The organism is Streptomyces sp. Act143 (assembly GCF_003143935.1).
Taxonomy (GTDB): Bacteria; Actinomycetota; Actinomycetes; order Streptomycetales; family Streptomycetaceae; genus Streptomyces.
In genome coordinates this window covers 4186837-4206190 of the sequence record NZ_QFRX01000001.1, presented here as the reverse complement: position 1 = coordinate 4206190, position 19354 = coordinate 4186837, and the positions used below count along the sequence as shown (strand labels likewise).

Here is a 19354-nt window from a genome sequence, read left to right as displayed (position 1 = left end):
CCAGCGCCGAGACCTACGGGTCTCGGCGCGGCACCCTATGAGGAGGTGCGCAGGTGGCATCCGCCGGCATGCGACGCCGCGTCGAGGCCATCCCCGGGCGTCCGCTCCCGTACGGGATCCTCGGCGGCTGTACCGAAGTCATCGACGTCCAGGACGAACACGAGCTGCTGGGCGTCGAGTGGATGGCGCTCGGCTGCTGCCCGGTCGAGGTGTGGAACGACCCCTGCGTGGGCACGGACGAGAGTCCCGGCGCCCCCACGCAGAAGCAGTTCTGCCGCCCGACCACCGAGCACGCCGACCCCATCACGGTCTATGCGGGCGCCGAGTGCGCCACGATGGGCTGGAGCTACGCCGAGGCCCGCCAGCACGCCGAGGCGTCCCTCGAACTCGGCGAGCAGGAAGCCGTCGAACTCGGCTTCTGGACGAACACCCTCGCCGCGACAGCCACGGACCTCACCCCGGCCGCCGGGCCTGTCGACATGGCGCAGGGCGTCGCCGCCTTGGAGGGCTGCCTGGCCGAGCAGTACGGCGGCGTCGGCGTTCTCCACGTCCCGGCCGGCGCCGCCGCGCTGCTGGGCTGCTGCAACGTCGTCCAGCGCGACCCGGGCGGCGGTCCTCCGACCACGCTCGCCGGGAACTGCGTCGTCATCGGCGCCGGATACAGCACCGCCAACACCGGCCCCGGGAACATCCCCGCCGACCCCGGCACGGCCTGGCTGTACATCACCGGCCCGGTCGTCGTACGGCGCGGCCCGGCCATGACCGTCCCGGATCAGCCCGGCCCGTCGATCAACTACCGGACCAACACGCAGCGCGTGCTCGTCGAGCGGACCTACGTCGTCGCGACGACCTGCACCGTCTGCGCGATCAACGTGTCGACGTGCCCCGCATGACCGCCGTACACGACCAGATGGGGGCCTTTGCCCGTGAGTAGAGCGTTCATCACCGTCCGGCCCGCCCCGCAGCGGCGGGTCGACTTCGCGCGCTGGGCGGTCACGCAGGACCCGAAGCTGCGCACGGTCTCGCCGTCGGACTTCGCCGTCCCGAACGAGCTGTTCACCACCATGCCCGAGCAGCTGCTCATCGGCGCGGTCGTCGACGGTCACCCGTACGTCAGCCCCGACGAGCAGGCGGAGCCGACCGAGACCGCCAGCGGGCCTGAACTCTTGGGCGTCGACCTGCCGGAGAGGGAGGGGATCCCCGGCGAGCCGCTGCCCGAGGTTCCGGCCGAGGCATACCCCGCCGACGCCGTGCCGCTCGACCCCGCCCCGGTCGAGGAAAGCGACGCAAGCGACGCAAGCCCGGAAGACGAAGGGCCGAAGTGCGCCGACTGCGACCGCCCCTTCAAGAACGACCGCGCTCTCGCCGCCCACCGCCGTAAGGCCCACCCGGAGGACTGACCCATGCCGGTCTCGCCCGTCCCGTGCGCTCCAGGCGGCGGCGGCACGCCAGGCGCCTGCGCCTGCGCGCCCTCGATCGCCTCCACGCCGCTGTGCCGCGCGGACGGCACGACCGTCCTCGTCGTCATCCGCTCCGAGTGCGTCGACTGCGGCGACCCGGCTGCCGCCCCGGCTGTTGTCGGCTGGATCGACCCGGTCACCGGAGTCTTCACCGAGGGCCCGGCACCGGCCGACGCCGGACCGTGCACGACGAACTGCATCGACACGATCTGCCGCCAGCTGTGCGACGACACGGACGGCGACGGCCAGGCGGACGCCACCTACAGGGAGCTGTGGTGCTTCCATGCCGACGGCACGGCCGAACTCGTCCTCACCTACCAGGACGACCCGAGCGTGCCGTACACGCCGACCGCGCCGGTCGACTGCACCTACGGCTGCCCCGAGTCCGAGACGGTGATGCTGTGCGACGACGGCGGGCCCTTCCTGCGCCGGTACACGTTCCTCAACGGGATCGCCACGTTCGAGGACGTCGCGCTCGACGGGCAGACCCCGCACGTCGTCACCGGCACCGTCGGCGCCTGCGCTAGCGACGCCTGCTGCTCCCCGTCGATCACGTCGACGCCGCTGTGCCGCGCCGACGGCACCACCGTGCTCTTGGTCGTCCGATCGGGCTGCGACACGTGTGGCTCGACTCCCGACGACCCGGTCATTGCGGGCTGGCTGGACACGGCGGGTGTCTTCACGGCCGGCCCGCCCCCGGTCGACGCGGGCCCCTGCACCTCGGGCTGCGTCGACACCGTGTGCCGCCAGCGCTGCGACGACACCGACGGCGACGGCGTCGCTGACGTCTCCTACAGCGAGCTGTGGTGCATCAAGGCCGACGGCACGGCCGAACTCGTCCTCACCTACCAGGACGACCCGTCCGTCCCGTACACGCCGACCGCGCCGGTCGACTGCGAGTACGCGACCGAGACGACCGAGACGCTGACCCTGTGCGACGATGCCGGACCGTTCCTGCGCCGCTACTCGTGGCTCGGCGACACGGCCTCCTACGAGGACGTGGAGCTGGACGGCTCCACACCGCACGTCGTCACCGGCACCGTCGGCCTGTGCCCGGCCGCCCCGGACTGCGAGGCGCAGACGACGCCGGCGGCGACGCTCGGCCTGTGCCTGGCGGACGGCACACCGATCGCCGTGGTGGTCACCCGCGACTGCGACGGCACCGTCACCCAGGACGGCTGGCTCAACCTCACCACCGGCACCTACACCGCCGGGGATCCCCCCGTCGGCACCATGGCGTGCGGCAACCCGCGCAGCATCAGCACGACCGGCACGTTCTGCGACGTCGACCCGGTCAGCGGCGACGTCCTCGGCCTGGTGCTGATCGAGTACACCTACGGTGCGGACGGCGCGGTCGACGCCGTGCGCCTGGTCGACGCCACCACCGGCACCACCTACACCCCGCAGGGCGAGGTGACGACCTGCCCGGTCGGGGTCGAGCAGCCCGAACGCGACCTGGTGCAGCTCTGCGACACCGCTGCAGGCGGCGCGGTCACCCAGTTCGTGCGGGACTACTCCCGCGACGAGACCGGCGCCATCACCGGCCACGCGGACTACCTGCTGGACGGCACCGCGTACACACCGACCGGCACCGTGGGCCGCTGCGTCGACCAGTGCCGTGACTGCGAGACCGTCGTCCTGTGCGACACCAACGGCGCGCCCCCGGCCACCATCGCCGGCACTGCCTCCACCGGCACGCTGTCCAACGGCGTCACCTGGGCGGCCACCGCCCCCAACCCGTTCGCGCCGAACAGGCAGAGCGACGGCGCGGCCTGGTGGGACGTGGCCGTCTTCCCCAACCCGGCCGTGCCCGTCACCCGGTGGACGTTCAACCAGCCGGTGAACGTCGACTTCAGCATCGCCATGACCTACTCGACCGGCACCGCGCCCGGAGAGAACCAGGTCCAGCTCCCCCCGGGCGCAGTGCCGTTGAGCCTGCCGTCCGGCTACAGCTACAACCAGGTCACCCACATCCTGCGCGTGGACTCCACCGTCACCAACGCCGGGTGCACCCTCAACACCCCCACCCGGGCGCAGTCGGCCAGGTTCCGCGTCACCGGCGTCACCACGTTCACGCTCCAGTACCTGGGCGGCCGCAACGCCAGCACCGAGTGCCGCCGGTTCGGTACCTGGGAGTTCGGCGCCTTGGACGTCTCCCTGGGCGGCCAGTTCGCCCGCACCGTGTGCCGGGACTGCACGGGCACCGTCATCTCCACCACGGACACGCTCCTGGACGGGTCCACCCCGTACACGCCCACCGGCCTGGTCGGCGTCTGCCAGCCGGCGGAGGAAGACCCGCAGCCGGTAGAGCCGGATACCGAGATCCTCGTCCTGTGTGACGTCGCCGCCGGCGGCACGAGCACGCCGTTCCTGCGCCGCCTAGTCTTCCCAGCCGGCGGCGGCACCCCCACCGTCACGGACACCGCCCTGGACGGCGTCACCCCCTACACAGCAACCGGCACCGTGGGCCGTTGCCCCTCCGAGGTGCCCGGCCCCGTTACGGTCACCCCGGACACCTTCCACGGGGAGCTGGTCCTGTGCGACGACGCCGGGCCGTTCGTCCGCAAGCTCGTCCAGGACGAGGCAGGCGCCGTCACCGCCGTGGTGGACCTCACCCTGGACGGAGCGCCCTACACCCCCGTGGGAACGCTCGGCGTGTGCTCACCGGAGCCCGAGCCGTGCCGTAACACGAGCACTCTCCTGCTGTGCGACCTGCCCACCGACGGCGCCCCGGCACCGACCGTCACGGACACCCCCGGCGCGCCGTACTACCCGTACACCACGGGCGTGGCCACGGCCGGGGCCCAAGCCCTGTGGGACGGCGGCACGCTGAACCTCCCGGCTGCTGCGGGCCCGCAGCCGGGCACGGGCGGAACCGTACGCACCGCCGCGGCGATCATCCAGGCCCCGCGGCCGGCCTGTGACACGGGCACCGCGCACGTGACGGCGCAGGTCGACGTCACCGCCCTCGGCCCCGACGTCGGCTGCCGCATCACCGGCTTCCTGGGGCTCTACAACGGCACCGGCGAAGCGAACCGGGTAGACATCTCGCTCGCCCCGGTCGACACCCCCGTCGGGTGGGCCGGCACGCTCACCGTCGAGGCCGACGTCCCCGCCGCCGACCTCGCCGCCGGGAACATCGCCGTCCTGCTCGCCTTCGACGCCTACGACGACAGCGGCGCCACCTGCCCGCCCCCGCGCCACACCGCGTGGCAGCTGTCCGACTTCGCCGCCACGGTGGTCTACGACCAGACCGGGTGCGACGTCCAGTTCCTGCGCAACGTCACCGTGGACTGCGAGACGGGCGCGGTCACCGCCGTGGTGGACACCACCATGGACGGCCAGCCCTACACACTCACCGGCGAGCCTGGCGAGTGCGCGGCCACCGGCGGATCGTGCTGCCCGCAGCAGCCGTGCGGAGACACCGAGGTCGTTCAGCTCTGTGACCTGACCTACGACCCGCAGGCCCCGATCCCGACCCCGGCGGGCGACTTCGCCCTCACCGGGAACGTGGTGGCCGCCAACGACGGCACGACCCTGTGGTTCGCCCAGGCCAACCAGCCGGCCGACGGCGTAGCCGAGTTGACCGTGGGCGGGCTGCTCCCGGCCACCATGTACGAGTTCCGGTTCGCGTCCGCGTGGATCGGCGCCGGAAACCCCTCCCCGGCCACCAACAACGCGATCTATCTGCTGGAGATCCTGGACGGCACCACGGTGCTCGCCGACAGGACGCGCAACGTCTCCAACGGGTCGAACGTCTTCCCGGGCGGTGTGCTGACCGAGGACCTGCCACCGGTGGCGTTCATCGCCCCCGCCACCGGCGCGGTGACCATCCGTTTCACCGACCAGACGACCGGCGGCCCGGTCAACGACCGCGACCTGTTCCTCATGCCGCTGGAGGTGCGGACCCAGGCACTGACCGTCACCCGCACACCGTTCCTGCGGCGCTTCACCCACGACTGCGACGGCGACCTCGTCTCCACCGTGGACGTCGGTCTGGACGGCGCGACGCCGTACACCGTGGCCGGTGAGGTCGGGCAGTGCGCGGCGGACGGTGACGGGTCATCGGTCACGGTCCCGCCGTGCGACGCGAACAACGTGATCCAGGCGTGCCGGTGCGACGACACGGACGGGGACGGCCTCCCCGACGTGGGCTATGTGGAGCTGCTCGCCGTCGACTGCGACGGCAACCTGAGCAGCCTGGGCACCTACACGGACGGCCTCACCGCCCCGTACACGCCCGTGGCGCCCGTCTCCTGTGATGCCGCCGACGAGGCCGAGGGCGCGCCCCCGGCGCTCGGCGTGCAGGCCCACCGCGTGGAGCTCGCGGCAGGCGCCCCACCGTGGGACGCCTCGGGGATCCCCACTCTGCAGTCCGTGACCGCCGTCGCGCACGGCGGCACCGGAACCATCACCACCGCGGACGGGGCCAGCACCCTGCACACGGGCGAGGCGGCCACCTGGAGCGTCGCCCGCGACGACGACGCGGCCCTCACCGGCCCGCTCACCATCACCGCCGACACCGGCACCGTCACCATCACGTGGACCCAAGGAGTAACGCTGTGAGTGGATGCTGCGGGCAGGGACCCGTGATCGTCAGCGGAGCGGCAGCCACGCCCCGTGTGGACGTGAAGACCGTCCTGCTGTGTGACGTGCTGGCGGACGGCACGGTCGCCGGCGTCGCCCTCGTCGAGCCGATCTACGACACGACCAGCGGCGCCCGAGTCGGCACCCGCACCGTGGACCCGGTCACCGGCGCCGCCTACACCCCGACCGGCACCCTGGGCCCGTGCTCGTCGTCGGGCGGCTGCAACGCCACCACCACGGCGCAGATCCTGTGCGACGTGGCGGCGGACGGCACCGCCACCCAGTTCGTGAGAGCCACCACGTACGACTGTGAGGGCGCGCTCCTCGCCACCCTCGACCGCGGCCTCGACGGCACGCCGTACACCGCCACCGGCACCGTCGGTGTCTGCCCGACCTCCCCGGACTGCGAGTCCCCGACCACCCCGGTCACCTCGGTCGGCCTGTGCCTGGCGGACGGCACCCCCATCGCCGTCACGGTCGTCCGGGACTGCACCGGAGCGGTCACCAGCGAGGGGTGGATCAACCTCACCACCGGGGCGTGGTCGGCGGGCGCGGTCCCGGCCGGGACTGTCGCCTGCGGAGAGTCCCGCAGCATCCAGGTGTCCGGCACGTTCTGCGACGTGGACGCAGGCGGCGACGTGGTGGGCCTGGTCCTCGTCGAGTACACCTACGACGACATCGGTGCCATCGCCTCCGTCCGCCTGGTCGACGCCGTCACCGGCGGCACGTACACCCCCACCGGTACCGTCACCGTGTGCCCGGCCGGCGTCGAGCAGCCGGAGCGGGACATCCTGGAGCTGTGCGACACCGCCACGGACGGCACCGTGACGGCGTTCGTCCGGGACTACGCCCGCGACGAGAACGGCGCCATCGTCGGCCACAGCGATTACACCCTGGACGGCGCCCCGTATACGCCGACCGGCACCGTGGGCTCCTGCTCTGTGGAGCCGTGCCGCGACTCTCAGACGGTCCTGGTGTGCGACGTCCCGGCGGACTCCACCACGACCATCACGCCCACCATCACGGACGCCACCAGCGCCGAGGCCGGGCTCCAGCGGTTCCCGACCCTGCCCGGCCCGTACACGTCCCTGTGGGCGGGCGGCTCCCTGGTGTGGCCCGCCGACCCGGGCCCGGCCCCCGCACAGGTCCACCCGGTCGCCACCGGCAAGATTGCCGCCGACCTGGCCGGGTGTGACGGCGCGTCCGGCACCCTCAACGTCTCCGTACGGGTCACGAACAACGGGCCCGGCAAGGGACAGGCGTGGGACGGCGCGCTCCAGCTCACCAAGGGGACGACGCTCCTCGCCTCCAAGGACGTGCTCCACGACGCGCCCGCCGGCACCGTGCAGACGCTCACCCTGAGCGTCCCCATCACGGCCGCCGAGGTCGCCGCCGGGAACCTCTACGTGGCGCTCGTCCTGGAGACCTTCCACCTGTCCTCGAAGCAGTGGACGGCCGACCAGTTCACCATGTCCCTGGAGCTGGAGGGCTGCGAGGCCACCACCGCCACGCAGTTCCTGCGGACTCTGGTCACGGACTGCGAGACGGGCGACGTCCTCGCCACGACAGACACCACCCTGGACGGGCAGCCGTACACCGTCACCGGCGAGGTCGCCCAGTGCGAGGCAACCGCACCGAGCACCACGCCGTGCGGGGACACCGAGATCGCCCAGCTCTGTGACCTGGTGTACTCGCCAGCCGCGCCCATCCCGGTACCGGCCGACTCCTTCACCCTCACGGGCAACGTCGTCGTCATCGGCGACACGCTCCAGTTCTCCCGGTCCAACGTCCCTGTGACTGGCGTGGCGGAGCGCGCCGTGACCGGCCTCACCAGCGGCGCCGCCAGTGAGCTGCTGTTCGACGCCGGATGGGGCGGCGGCGGCAACCCGCCGGCCACCAACGATGCGATCTACCAGGTAGACGTCCTGGACGGGACGACCGTCCTCGCGACGAGCACCGTCAACCTGTCCAACGGCAGCGGCTCGGCCGGGGCCGTCGTCGCTCAGCCGCCCCTCGCGTTCACGGCCCCGCCGAGCGGCACCGTCACGGTGCGGTTCACCGACCTCAGCACCGGCGGCGCTCTGAACCGGGACCTCGTCATCCGCCCCCTCACGGTGGAGACGGAGGGCACCGAGGCCACCGCGACCCCGTTCCTGCGGGCGTTCACCTACGACTGCACCGGCCTGCTCCTGGGCACCAGGGACACGGAACTGGACGGCAGCACCCCATACACGCCCCAGGGCGAGGTGAGCGTCTGCTCCGCAACGGCTGGAACGGGCACGACGGACTCGTGCGCGAAGCAGGTCATCGAGCGGTGCGGGTGTGACGACACCGACGGCGACGGCATCGGTGACGTCATCTACACCGAGCTGTGGGCCATCGACCCGTGCAACGGCACCGACCCGGTCCTCCTCGCCACCTACGAGGACGGCGACCCGGCCAAGCCGTACACGCCGGTCGCCCCGGTGGAGTGCACCGTCGACGACAGCACCACGGACACGAACGTCAAGCAGCTCCTGGAGCGGTGCGGCTGCGACGACACGGACGGCGACGGCATCGGTGACGTCCTGTACACCGAGCTATGGGCCATCGACCCCAGCGGCACGGACGCCCCGGCGCTCCTCGGCGCCTACCTGGACGGCGACCCCTCCCAGCCGTACACGCCGACCGCTCCGGTGGAGTGCACCGCCGAGGACTCCACGCCGGGGCCCCTGAGCACCGGCGTACGGGCCGTGACGGGCACCGCGGCCCAGGACCTGGCCGGGAGCTTCCCCGGCCTGCAGAGCGTCAGCCTGACCGTCCTCGCGGACACCGTGAACGTCACCATGACGGACGGCAGCGCCGTGCCGATCCCGGCCGGCGTGACGATGACGTGGTCCGTCGCCAAGGACGAGGACAGCGCCCTGGCCGCGGCCTCCTTCGCCGGCGCCTCGGCCGCCGCACAGTTCCTCCTGAACTACACCTACCGCTGACCCGCCCCAGGGGCCGCCGCCCGCGCCTGGGCGGCGGCCCCTCCAGCCCGAGGAGACGAGCCGTCATGAGCGACGAGCAGCCCACCCCGAACCCCCGCTACTTCACGAAGGAGGGCGAGGGCGTCCAGGTCATCTACAACCTCCGAGACGCCGCGCCCTACGCAGAACTCGGATACGAGGAGGTGGACGAGGCCGCCTACCTGGCCGCCCTGCCCACCGCCGACACCCTGACCCAGGAAGGTGCCTGATGGCTGGTAAGTGCTGCGGTGGCGGGACCATGGTGGTCCGCTCTGGCTCTGGCTCGGCGGCCACTGTCGACCCGGCCGCGTGCAACGCCCTGAGCGAGTCCGCTGCCGGTCTCCTCGTCCCGTCCGTCGCCCTCCAGGGCATCGCCCCGGGCGGCGCGGTCGGCACGGACCGCTCGGTAGACGTGGACGTGACCGCACCGGCCGCCGGCGCGTGCCCGGCCAACTGGCAGGTTGGGGCCAGGCTGACGCCCGTGTTCGGTGAGACGCTGCTCGCGGCGTTCGTGGACCTGGTGGCCACACCGAGCGGCGCATGGGTGGACAGCACCATGTCCGTCGTCCTGCCGGAGGCCGGCGTCTACGAGGTCACCGCGACCCTGCACACGGTGATCGCCACCAACCCGTCAAGCGGCTCGTACAACATCGCCATCGCGGGCCGCCTGTTCAACGTCACCAACGGCAACGCCGTGGGCGGCAGTCAGTACACCATCCAGCAGAACGCCGACAACAACCCCGGCAGCTTCATGAGCGACAGCGACATGGGCACCTTCCACCGGTTCATCACGACCGCCGGGTCCACCACCATCCGCGCGGAGGTCATGCGCCTCGACAGCAGCGGGAGCCCGGTCTCCACCACGGGCCTCCAGACCGCGAACTCCCGCCTCGGCTTCAAGAAGGTCAGCGACTGATGGCCGGGCCCTGCGGACGTACGTACCGGGTCGACCCGCGCCTCGACCCGGCCGCGTGCAACGCGCTCCAGGAGACGACGAGCGGGCTCCTCGTGCCGCGCGCGGTCCTCCAGGGCGTGGCCACGGGCGGGGCCATCGGCACGGACCGCTCCGTCGACATCGACGTCCAGGCGCCCGCGGCCGGGGCGTGCCCGGAGACGTGGACGGTCGGGGCGCGGCTGACCCCGGTCAGCGGGGAGGCATTCGGCACCGGGCCGGGCCAGGGCGCGGACCTCCAGCCGGTGGCGTCCGGCACGTGGGTGTCGACCGGCGCGCAGGTCCTGCTGCCCGAGGCCGGGACGTACAACCTGACCGCCGACTTCTTCTCCAGCATCACCGCCACGACGCCGTTCGCCGTGGCGATCGACGCCCGCCTGTTCAACGTCACCCTCAACGCCGCTCTGGCCAACTCCCAGCGGCGCGTGCAGTACGCCAACATCAACATCGCGGGCACCACGGCCAACATGCTGTTGCAGAACGCGGGCAGCCTGAACCACCGGCTCACCGTGAGCGGGCCGACCTCGGTCCGCCTGGAGGGCGCGCGCACGCACGTCGGCTTCAACGACTCCACCGCATCCTCCCTCTGGGGCGCGCGCCTCGGCTTCACGAAGGTGAGCGACTGATGACCGGCACCGCAGCGAGCCTTGACCGCGTAGACGCCTCCTGGGCGCAGGGCTCGACGCTCACCTTCGCCCACAACCTGACCGGCGCTGACCGCGTCTACGAGCAGATCACCGAGGTTCCGCCGCTGACGATCCCCCGGGCTGGGGTGTGGGAGGTGGACTACAACGCCCGAGGTGTCGTGCAGATGCCCGTAGGTGTCGCCGGTGCCGTGTACTCCTCTGCGGCGCTCTACAAGAACGGCGTGATCATCGGCGGCAGTGAGGCCATGCTCGCGGGCACCAACGGCGCGGGCTCCGTCGTGCAGGCGACCGGCGGCCTCAGCTTCCTGCACCCCTTCGCGGCCGGCGACGTCGTGACGTTGTGGGCCTACCGCATCGGCACGAGCGGCAACGCCTCCGTCGTCTCCAACGCGGACGGCCGAACCCGCATCTCCTGCCACTGGCTCGGCCCGCCAGACGACACGGCAGCATGACCGGCCCCGCCAGCACGGCTTAACGTCCCTGCCCCTCCCGATCCCGGAGGCCTCCATGTCCGGAACCAGTGCCGCCCTCCGGCTGCTTGAGCACGGCTTGGCCGAACAGCCCGCGCCGGGCTTTGCCATGACCTCGCTGGCCGCGAACACCTGGGCGGACACCGGGCTGGTGGCGCAGCTCCCGAGCGCTGGCACGTACGACCTGGACGTCACCGTTCGAGCGGCCCTGAGTATCGACTCCCCGGCCAACGTGTGGATCGTCGCCCGCCTCTTCGACGCCACCGCCGGCGTGGTCGTGCCGCGCTCCGAACTCCTGGTGAACCAGCAGAGCGTCATCACCCAGGCCGGGCAGCCGTCCATCGAGAGCGGCGACAACCGCACCGCCAGCACGGCCCTGGAGTACCAGGTCGCCACGCCCACCAGCCTGCGCCTGCAAGCGGCCTGGTTCGCCGCCAGCGGGACACCGAAGGTGGCGGGCATCGGCACCGACAACATCGGCCGCACCATGGTCCGTTTCAACCGCATCGCCTGACCGCACCGAGGAGACTCCGCCCATGTCCGGTACCAGCGGAAGCGTGGCAGCGGCCACGCCCGATGACGAGTACGAGATCCTGTGCGACGACGCCGGCAGCTTCCTGCGGCGCTACAGCACCGAGGACGGCGCGACGGTCGTCACCGACACCACCCTGGACGGCGCGACGCCCTACGTGCCCACGGGCACGGTGGTGCGCTGTGACGCCGAGCAGGCCCCCGCGCCGAACCCGCAGATCGACTCCACGATCCAGCGGCAGACCGGCGCGGGCAACATCACCATCCCGGCCGGCGCCCGCTCCGTGACCCTGGTCGTCTACGCAGGATCCCCGACCGTTGCTATCGGAGGCGGCACGGCCGTCACCGTGGCGGCCGGAACCTCCCTGACGTGGGGCGTGGACCGGGGCGGCGACGCGGGCGAGTCGCTGCAGGACGCGTTCGTGTTCACCGGCGTCGCCGGGTCCGATTTCCTCGTGACGAGCACCCGAGAGATCTAAGTGAGCACCGCGGGACGCTACAGCCCGACGACGGTCCGCGTGGAGCGGGCGACCGGCGTGACCGATGGGTCAGGCAACGTCACGTTCGCCTGGCCCGCCGGTGCGTTCTCGTCGCCTCCCGCCGTCACCGTCGGCCTCCAAGGAGCCAGCGCGTTCCGCTCGCACTCCATCACCGCCAACAGTGCGACGGCGACGACCGTCAATGTCCTCGCCTCAGCAGGCGTGACGATTCTCGGCATCGGCGTCCTGGCCGTGGGTTCGCCCGCCGCCGGTGTCACCGTGCACGCCCACGCAGTGGGCATCTGATCACCCTCGAACGCATCGACGCCGCTGGTTGTGGGCCGGGCGGGACTGCTCTCCACCTGGAGCCTTCTCATGGCCAAGTGCTGCGGCGTCTCGCCGTGCAACTGCCGCGTCACCGCCGGCCCCGGCGTCACCGTCACCGGTAACGGGAGCGCGGCCAACCCGTACACGATCAGCGCCGACGCCGCCGAGCCGACAGCGCTCGCCGTCGCCGACTCCACGACCGTCGACCTCGGCCTCACCGGCACCGGCGCGGCCGGGGACCCGTACACGGTCACGGCGGACGTCATCGTCGACCCCTCCCCGCCCGCAGGCGGAACGAACCTGCTCCAGTCCGGCCCTGACGGTCTGTTCGTCGAGTGCGCCGATGTGCGCGGCTGCCTGTCGGCCGGGGATGGCATCGACTACGACCCGGCGACCGGAGTGATCGCGGCCGACATCAGCGGCGACGCGGGAAACCAGACGACGATCGGCTCCGACGGCGGGATCTACACCCCGGCCGCGGCCGGAACCGCGCTGGAGGCCGCCGACACCACCACGCTGGACGTCACGGTGACCGGTACCGGCACAGCCGGAGACCCGTACGTCGTCTCCGGTGACGTCATCGTGGCGCCCGAACAGAACGGCGTCGAAGCGTCCCCGTCCGGCCTTCTCGTCGCGCCGTCGGCCGATGCAGGCAACCGGCTGGCCTTCGGCGCCGACAACCGGCTCTACGTCCCGCCGGACGTCATCGGCTGCGGCCTCCAGGGCGATGGGACAGCCGGTGATCCGCTGCGCGCGTTCCCGATCGCCGGTTCGGACGCCTGGGCTGATCACTGGGACTGCACAGACGTCGACCACTCGACGCTGAAGTGCGACCCCAACACTGGCGCGCTGTGGACGCCGCCCGAGCACTACACCGCGGCGGACCACATCTACCAGGAGCACATGAACCCGGTGGTGTCGAACATCGGCCCCACCGGCGGCTGGGCATTCCTCCAGCCCGGCGGCGTGGCCGCCGTGGTCGCGTTCGACGTGCCCGCCAACTTCCTCGGTAACGAGTGCCGGCTGTGGTCGTACACCTCGCACGTCCACGCCTCGATCGACATCAGCGCCAGCTCGACGGCCACGTTCGAACTCGGCTACGTCTACCAGGAGGACGGCGGCGCCCTCCAGATCCGGCCCCTCGAAGGCGTCCTGACGGCGTTCGGTACGGCCAGGCGCGAGCGGTACGCCGGCTCCGTATCGGAGTCCGGCTTTGACCGGGCCGCGAACAGCACCCTGGCGCTGCACTTCTTCTGCGCGGTCCGGGTGATCGCCGGAACGATCACCATCAACTCGTGGACGTCGGACGCCACGATCCATACCACCACGCAGGCGTAACGGAGGACGGATGACCCGCTACTACGCATCCCCTGACGGGCTGTCGTTCGCCACCACCGGAGACGGGCCGATCGCCGGCCCGTCGCTGCCGGACGACTGGACGGAGATCACCGCCGAGGAGTACCAGGCGCGGATCGCCGCAGCCCGTGAGGAGGCCGACGCCAACGCGGCCGAGTTCATCGCTGCAGACGGCGACGTACCACCTCCGCCCGAGGGCACGCCGCCGCCTGTCGTCCCGATCGACGAGCTGCCGGTAGGCGACGGCTCGACCGGCGGCGGTCAGTAGGTCGTGCGCGTCCTAGCCTTCCTGCCCGCCTACGGCGGCCTGCCGTCGACGGGCGCCCACGTAACCACCCGCGAGTATCTGCGGGGCCTGGTCGAGGCCGGGCACCAGGTCGACGTCGTCACCACCACGGCGACCGCACCCGCCGCCGTCCGCACCGAAGACGGTGTGCGGGTGTGGCCGTTCGGCTACTGGTGGCGGGCCGCAGAGGCGGTCCGGCCCGAACTGGTCGTCTCCCACCACGGCGATCGCCGAGCCCCCGGCATCGTCACCCAGGTACGCGGCGTGCCCCATCTGCTCCTCGTGCACGGCATGTCCGTCAACCGGCAGCTCGGCAGGCCGCGGCTGGCCTGGTTTCCGTCCCAGGCGTGCCGCGACCACTACAGCGGCTACCGGGGGCCCGCCGTCGTCCTGCCCCCGCCGATCGACCCAGGCCGGTACCGGACGACGCCCGGCCGGCTCGTCACCCTGAACGGCAGCAGCGTCACGAAGGGCGCCGACGTCCTGGCCGCCGTCGCCGCCGAACTGCCCGACACCCGGTTCCTCGTCGTGCGGGGGACCGGCCGGCCGGTGCCGCTGGACCTGCCGAACGTCGAGCTGGTCGACCGGATGGACCCGCGCGAGCTGTACGCGCGGACACGGCTGCTGCTGATGCCCTCGGCGCGAGAGTCGTACGGGCGGGCCGGTGTGGAAGCCATGCTGTCCGGCATCCCCGTCATCGCCGCCCCACTTCCCGGCATCCGCGAGGCCCTCGGCGACGCCGCCACCTACGTGCCCCGCGATGAGCCGCACCGGTGGGCGGCGCAGATCCGGCGCCTGGCCGACCCGGACGCCTACGCCGCGGCGGCGGCCGCGGCCCGAGCACACACCGCAGGCCTCGACCACGCGGACAGGCTGCGGGCCTTCACAGCCGTCTGCGAGGACATCAAGAAGGACCGCCCCGCCCCAGCACGCGCACCCCGGAAACCGGCCCGTGCCGACGTGGTGGCGTGGGTGCACTACAGCGTCCCGTACCGGCGGGCCGGGTCAGAAACGATGCTCCAGACGATGATGCGGGCCCTGCACGAGGCCGGTATGAACGTCCTCGTCGTCGCCTCCCAGATGCCCGAGGCGCCCCCGCAGTGGGAGGTGGACGGTGTCCCTCACCGCAAGGCCGACCCGACGGCCGCGCCCGCCCTGCTGCGGTCCCTGCGGCCGAAGGTGATGGTCTCTCACCACGGGTTCGCCGAGCGGGCGCTGATCCTCGGACGCCGGCTGCGAGCCCGCTCCGTACTGCTGCTGCACTCCGACTTCGACACCAACGCCCGCGCGCTGCGGTTGCTGCCGGACCTGTGCGTCTACAACACGGCCTGGGTCGTCGCGTCCCTTGCGCCCCGCTACCCGGAAGTGGGCCGGGTGCCGCGCCTGGTCGTGCATCCGCCAGTCATCGCGGACGAGCACCGTGCGCCGGTGACCGGCGAGCACGTCACCCTGGTCAACCTCAACCGGGACAAGGGCGTCGACACATGGCACGCGGTCGCCGAAGCCCTTCCGACGGTGCCGTTCCTCGGCGTCACCGGCTCCCACGGCCCGCAGATCCTCGCCCCGCACCCGCCGAACGCCCAGATCATCGGGCAGACGTCGGACATGCGCGGCGACGTGTGGGCACGCACACGCATCCTGCTCGCCCCGAGCATCTACGAGTCGTACGGCATGGCCGCCGTCGAGGCGCTCGCCTCGGGCATCCCGGTCATCGCCCACCCCACGCCCGGACTGCAAGAGGCCCTCGGTGACGGCGCGCTGTTCCTGGACCGCTGGGACCCGCCCGCCTGGGTGGAAGCCGTCTCCGAGCTGCACGCCGGTGGCGACAGCTACCGGAAGGCGTCGATGGCAGCTCGGGCGCGCAGCGCGTTCCTCGCCGACCAGGCCCGCGAGGAGCTGAAGTTGTGGGTCGACGCGATCACGGATCTCGTCGGGCGTTCACGGCGGCTTCCTGACCAGGCGTAAGCCAGCGGTGTTCGAGGCGGGTCTCCTGGCTATGCTGGTCGCAGCCGCTGGCGCTAGGCCGGGCGCTTCACACGTTCGCTGCTGGTTGTGGGCCGAGCCACTGCACGCTTCGTGCTGGAGGGCCCCAGTGACCTGTCCCCTGATCGCCAACCTCGACACGGTCCGCGTGACCCGAGTCGACGCCTGTGGACGGCCCGTCTGCGGCGAGGACAACGGATTCGTCTTCGACTGCCTGGCGAGCGTCGCGATGAACCCGAACACCGACGACGGCGACGACGTGACCTACAAGGCCGCCAACGGCCGCCAGTGCGGCTTCAAGCGCGGTTGTCCTACATTCAACGGCTACGACGTGGAGGTCAACTTCTTCAGCGTCTCCCCGGAGTTCCTGGAGATCACGACCGGTAACCCCGTCGTCTACGACTACGCGGGCCGGCCGATCGGCTACGACGACTGCTCGCTCCAGTGCAACTCTGGTTTCGCCCTCGAACTCTGGGCGGAGGTCCTCGGCTCCGACGCCTGCGCCGCCGACGGCACCGGTGACGGCGCGTGGATCTACTTCCTGCTGCCGTGGGTCACCAACGGCATCCTCGGCGACCTGGAGGTGGGCAGCGAGGCGGTCACGCTCCAGCTGACCGGCGCGACCCGGGCCGGTGGCGGCTGGGGCGTCGGCCCGTACGACGTCATGGCAACGGACGCGGCCGGCACCCCGGGCCCGCTGCTCACGCCGCTCGGCGCGACCTGCCACCGCCGTACGTTCGTCACGACGGTGGCGCCGCCCGAGCCGGTCTGCGAGTACACCCCGGTCACCGGCGGCCTCTGCCTGGCGTCCTGACCGTGGCCGACCTCGACCTGGTCGTGCCGGTGCGGGAGCAGCCCGCCAACCAGCAGCTCCGCTACGCGCTGAGAAGCTGGCAGGCGTGCCTCCCGCACCGGCGCGTGTGGATCGTCGGGTACAAGCCGGTCTGGCTGGGCGGGGTCGGCCACATTCCGACGCGGCAGACGGGCACGAAGTACGCCAACACCACGGCGGCGATGCGGGCGGCCTGCGAGCACCCGGAGATCACGGACACGTTCCTGTACGCCAACGACGACATGTTCGTCATGGAGCCGCTGGACACGATGCCCGTGCTGCACCGCGGGCCCGTCCGCGAGGTCGAGAAGTACTACGCGGCCCGAGCCTCTGGCCCCTACCTGGCCGGTATGCGGGAGACCGCTGACCTCCTGGTCGACCACGGGTACATGAACCCGTGGTGCTACGAGCTGCACGTGCCTCTGCCGGTATCCAAGGCGGGGATGCTCCGCGCCTTGGACGCGGGCCGCGACATCGCGGTGCTGCACAAGCGGACAGCGTATGGCGTGCTGAACGAGATCGGCGGCACGGAGATCGAGGACGTGAAGGTCATGCACCGCGGGCCCCGCTTCAGCCGGGCCACGCCGTTCCTGTCGACGATGCCGGACAGCTTCGCCCACGGCGAGGTCGGCCGCGTCATCCGCTCCCGTTTCCCCTCGCCGTCCGACTACGAGTACCGGGGGCGCTGATGCCGATCGAGACAGGTCCATGCGACGCCTGGCCAACGAACCTGTGCTGTGACGTCGACGGCGTCGAGGCGGACGTCCTCGAGCGCTGGACGCTCGTCGCCTCGCAGATCCTGTGGGCGCTGTCCGGGCGCCGGATCGGCCCATGCCCGGTCACGGTACGACCGTGCCGCAGGGCCTGCCTGGAGTCGTCCAGCTTCATCTCCTTCCAGGCCGGGGCGGGCACGGGCCCGTGGATCCCGTACATCGGCTCAGACGGCCAGTGGCGCAACGCGAGCGTGTGCGGCTGCCGTTCGGACTGCTCGTGCGGCGAGCTGTGCGAGGTGTACCTGCCGGGCCCGGTCTACGACGTCACCGAGGTCAACATCGGCGGCCAGGTCCTCGCGCCCGAGCAGTACCGCGTCGACGCCCCTGGCCGGCTGGTGCGGGTCGGCGGCGGCTGCTGGCCGGACTGCCAGGACATGGCGGCCGCGCCCGGCGAGCCGGACACGTTCACCGTGACGTACCGGATCGGCCTGCCGGTCGACGAGGCCGCCGTCGCCGCGGTGTCCGAGCTGACCTGCCACCTCCTCAAGGGGTGCGGCGGCAGCGGCTCGTGCGGCTGCAAGGCCAACCGGAACCTCACGCGGCTGGTGCGCCAGGGCGTGGAGATGGAGCTCGCGGACCCGACGGTCATCTACAGCGAGGGCCGGACCGGGCTGCCGCTGGTCGATATGTGGCTGACGGTCGTCAACCCATACCGGCAGGCCAGCCCCAGCCGGGTCTACAGCCCCGACTTCCGGTATCCGAGGGTGCAGCAGTGCCCCTGAGCCCGCTCGTGATCCACGAGACCGCCGAGAAGCTCCTCGCCTGCGTGTGCGCGGAGCTGACGCTGATGGCCGCCAAGGTGGAGGATCAGCCGGGCTGCCCGTGCCGGTCGTGTGTGGTGGCGGGTACGCCGGCGTGGGACGACTGCGGCTCGGGAGAGTGCGGGAAGACGGTGACTCCAGGTCAGCTGACCGTGCACTTCGCGGGCATGGTGGCCACCTCGCACTTCCCGACGGAGACCCGTGACGTCCTCGGCAGCCGCAACTGCGCGCCGGTCCGTCCGGCCGCCGAGTACGTCATCACGCTCCTGCGGTGCGCGCCGACCTACAGCGAGGGCGGCTGTCCTCCGACGTGCGAGGAACATGAGGAAGCCGCCCGGGTCCTGGCCGTGGACGCGGCTGCGGTGTGGAACGCCCTTGAGTGCTGCTTCCCGGGAACGAGCACGGCCCGGCGTGGGCAGACCTACACCATCGGCCAGATGCGCACCGTGGGCCCGCAGGGGCAGTGTGTGGGCTTTGAGCAGCGGGTCACCGTGGCGCTGCCGTCGTGCGCGTGTCCGGAGGGAGAGTCGCCGTGAGCGTGGAAGTACGCCTGGATCAGGGCCGGCTGTCGCGGTTCCTCCGGCTGCGCGGCGGGATCGTCGAGCGGAACCTCGCCCGGCGCACGAGCCGGGTCGCGGACATCGCCCGCGGTCTCGCGCCGGGCAGCATGCCGCAGTACATCGACTGGCACATCGAGGAGGGCCGGGACGGCTTGCAGGGCGTCATCACCTGCGACCACCCCGCCACGCTGTACGTCCTCGAGGGCACCCGCCCCCACCTGATCCGGGCAAGGCGCGCGCGAGCCCTACGGTTCGAGGTCGACGGTCAGATCGTGTTCGCGAAGGTCGTACGGCATCCCGGGACCAGGCCGAACAACTTCATGGGCAGGGCGTTGCGGCTTGGTCGATAGGTGCGGCCGC

19 protein-coding genes are annotated in these 19354 nt (G+C 71.8%); all 19 read left to right on the top strand.

Annotated features, from left to right (window positions below):
- Positions 1–53: 53 nt before the first annotated feature.
- The 19 genes from DI272_RS18690 (at position 54) to DI272_RS18600 (ending at position 19344) form a co-directional block, all read left to right on the top strand.
- Entirely contained in the window at positions 54–893 is an 840-nt protein-coding gene (locus DI272_RS18690) for a cupin (RefSeq protein WP_258314602.1), read from the top strand.
- Positions 894–926: 33 nt separating this feature from the next.
- Entirely contained in the window at positions 927–1400 is a 474-nt protein-coding gene (locus DI272_RS18685) for a hypothetical protein (protein ID WP_109496456.1), read from the top strand.
- A gap of 3 nt (positions 1401–1403) precedes the next feature.
- A complete protein-coding gene (locus DI272_RS18680) occupies positions 1404–6026 on the top strand; it encodes a hypothetical protein (RefSeq protein ID WP_109496455.1) in 4623 nt (1540 codons plus the stop codon).
- The gene (locus DI272_RS18675; RefSeq protein ID WP_146238354.1) at positions 6023–9019 is read left to right on the top strand and encodes a hypothetical protein; all 2997 of its coding nucleotides are present in this window, start codon (positions 6023–6025) and stop codon (positions 9017–9019) included. The genes DI272_RS18680 and DI272_RS18675 overlap by 4 nt, the downstream gene beginning before the upstream one ends.
- 65 nt (positions 9020–9084) lie before the next feature.
- On the top strand, positions 9085–9267 hold the full coding sequence (locus tag DI272_RS18670) for a hypothetical protein (RefSeq protein WP_109496453.1): 183 nt from the start codon (positions 9085–9087) through the stop codon (positions 9265–9267).
- A gap of 29 nt (positions 9268–9296) precedes the next feature.
- Complete coding sequence (locus DI272_RS18665; RefSeq protein WP_109496452.1) at positions 9297–9953, top strand: hypothetical protein; 657 nt, start codon at positions 9297–9299, stop codon at positions 9951–9953.
- Positions 9953–10615: a hypothetical protein gene (locus DI272_RS18660; protein WP_109496451.1), complete on the top strand. Its 663-nt coding sequence runs from the start codon at positions 9953–9955 to the stop codon at positions 10613–10615. The genes DI272_RS18665 and DI272_RS18660 overlap by 1 nt, the downstream gene beginning before the upstream one ends.
- A complete protein-coding gene (locus DI272_RS18655; RefSeq protein WP_109496450.1) occupies positions 10615–11088 on the top strand; it encodes a hypothetical protein in 474 nt (157 codons plus the stop codon). The genes DI272_RS18660 and DI272_RS18655 overlap by 1 nt, the downstream gene beginning before the upstream one ends.
- A 55-nt stretch (positions 11089–11143) precedes the next feature.
- Entirely contained in the window at positions 11144–11620 is a 477-nt protein-coding gene (locus DI272_RS18650) for a hypothetical protein (protein WP_109496449.1), read from the top strand.
- Between the two features lie 22 nt (positions 11621–11642).
- A complete protein-coding gene (locus DI272_RS18645; protein ID WP_109496448.1) occupies positions 11643–12116 on the top strand; it encodes a hypothetical protein in 474 nt (157 codons plus the stop codon).
- Positions 12117–12422, top strand: coding sequence for a hypothetical protein (locus tag DI272_RS18640; protein WP_109496447.1), 306 nt, complete (start codon positions 12117–12119; stop codon positions 12420–12422).
- Between the two features lie 69 nt (positions 12423–12491).
- Positions 12492–13781, top strand: coding sequence for a hypothetical protein (locus tag DI272_RS18635; protein WP_109496446.1), 1290 nt, complete (start codon positions 12492–12494; stop codon positions 13779–13781).
- A 10-nt stretch (positions 13782–13791) separates the two neighbouring features.
- Positions 13792–14067, top strand: a complete 276-nt coding sequence (locus DI272_RS18630) for a hypothetical protein (RefSeq protein WP_109496445.1) — start codon at positions 13792–13794, stop codon at positions 14065–14067.
- Positions 14068–14070: 3 nt separating this feature from the next.
- Complete coding sequence (locus tag DI272_RS18625; protein WP_109496444.1) at positions 14071–16050, top strand: glycosyltransferase family 4 protein; 1980 nt, start codon at positions 14071–14073, stop codon at positions 16048–16050.
- Positions 16051–16177: 127 nt separating this feature from the next.
- The gene (locus DI272_RS18620; protein ID WP_181387241.1) at positions 16178–16882 is read left to right on the top strand and encodes a hypothetical protein; all 705 of its coding nucleotides are present in this window, start codon (positions 16178–16180) and stop codon (positions 16880–16882) included.
- A 2-nt stretch (positions 16883–16884) separates the two neighbouring features.
- The gene (locus tag DI272_RS18615; RefSeq protein ID WP_109496443.1) at positions 16885–17589 is read left to right on the top strand and encodes a hypothetical protein; all 705 of its coding nucleotides are present in this window, start codon (positions 16885–16887) and stop codon (positions 17587–17589) included.
- Positions 17589–18395, top strand: a complete 807-nt coding sequence (locus tag DI272_RS18610; RefSeq protein WP_109496442.1) for a hypothetical protein — start codon at positions 17589–17591, stop codon at positions 18393–18395. The genes DI272_RS18615 and DI272_RS18610 overlap by 1 nt, the downstream gene beginning before the upstream one ends.
- Positions 18386–18970 carry a hypothetical protein gene (locus tag DI272_RS18605; protein ID WP_109496441.1) on the top strand — a complete coding sequence of 195 codons (585 nt, stop codon included), beginning with the start codon at positions 18386–18388 and terminating at the stop codon, positions 18968–18970. The genes DI272_RS18610 and DI272_RS18605 overlap by 10 nt, the downstream gene beginning before the upstream one ends.
- Complete coding sequence (locus DI272_RS18600; RefSeq protein WP_109496440.1) at positions 18967–19344, top strand: hypothetical protein; 378 nt, start codon at positions 18967–18969, stop codon at positions 19342–19344. Before DI272_RS18605 ends, DI272_RS18600 begins: the two co-directional genes overlap by 4 nt.
- Positions 19345–19354: the final 10 nt, after the last annotated feature.

Bases quoted from the DNA above. Each gene is read 5' to 3' on its own strand.
- DI272_RS18680 (WP_109496455.1), top strand. From the start codon at position 1,404: ATGCCGGTCTCGCCCGTCCCGTGCGCTCCAGGCGGCGGCGGCACGCCA.
- DI272_RS18670 (WP_109496453.1), top strand. From the start codon at position 9,085: ATGAGCGACGAGCAGCCCACCCCGAACCCCCGCTACTTCACGAAGGAG.
- DI272_RS18665 (WP_109496452.1), top strand. From the start codon at position 9,297: ATGGTGGTCCGCTCTGGCTCTGGCTCGGCGGCCACTGTCGACCCGGCC.
- DI272_RS18660 (WP_109496451.1), top strand. From the start codon at position 9,953: ATGGCCGGGCCCTGCGGACGTACGTACCGGGTCGACCCGCGCCTCGAC.
- DI272_RS18655 (WP_109496450.1), top strand. From the start codon at position 10,615: ATGACCGGCACCGCAGCGAGCCTTGACCGCGTAGACGCCTCCTGGGCG.
- DI272_RS18650 (WP_109496449.1), top strand. From the start codon at position 11,144: ATGTCCGGAACCAGTGCCGCCCTCCGGCTGCTTGAGCACGGCTTGGCC.
- DI272_RS18645 (WP_109496448.1), top strand. From the start codon at position 11,643: ATGTCCGGTACCAGCGGAAGCGTGGCAGCGGCCACGCCCGATGACGAG.
- DI272_RS18635 (WP_109496446.1), top strand. From the start codon at position 12,492: ATGGCCAAGTGCTGCGGCGTCTCGCCGTGCAACTGCCGCGTCACCGCC.
- DI272_RS18630 (WP_109496445.1), top strand. From the start codon at position 13,792: ATGACCCGCTACTACGCATCCCCTGACGGGCTGTCGTTCGCCACCACC.
- DI272_RS18610 (WP_109496442.1), top strand. From the start codon at position 17,589: ATGCCGATCGAGACAGGTCCATGCGACGCCTGGCCAACGAACCTGTGC.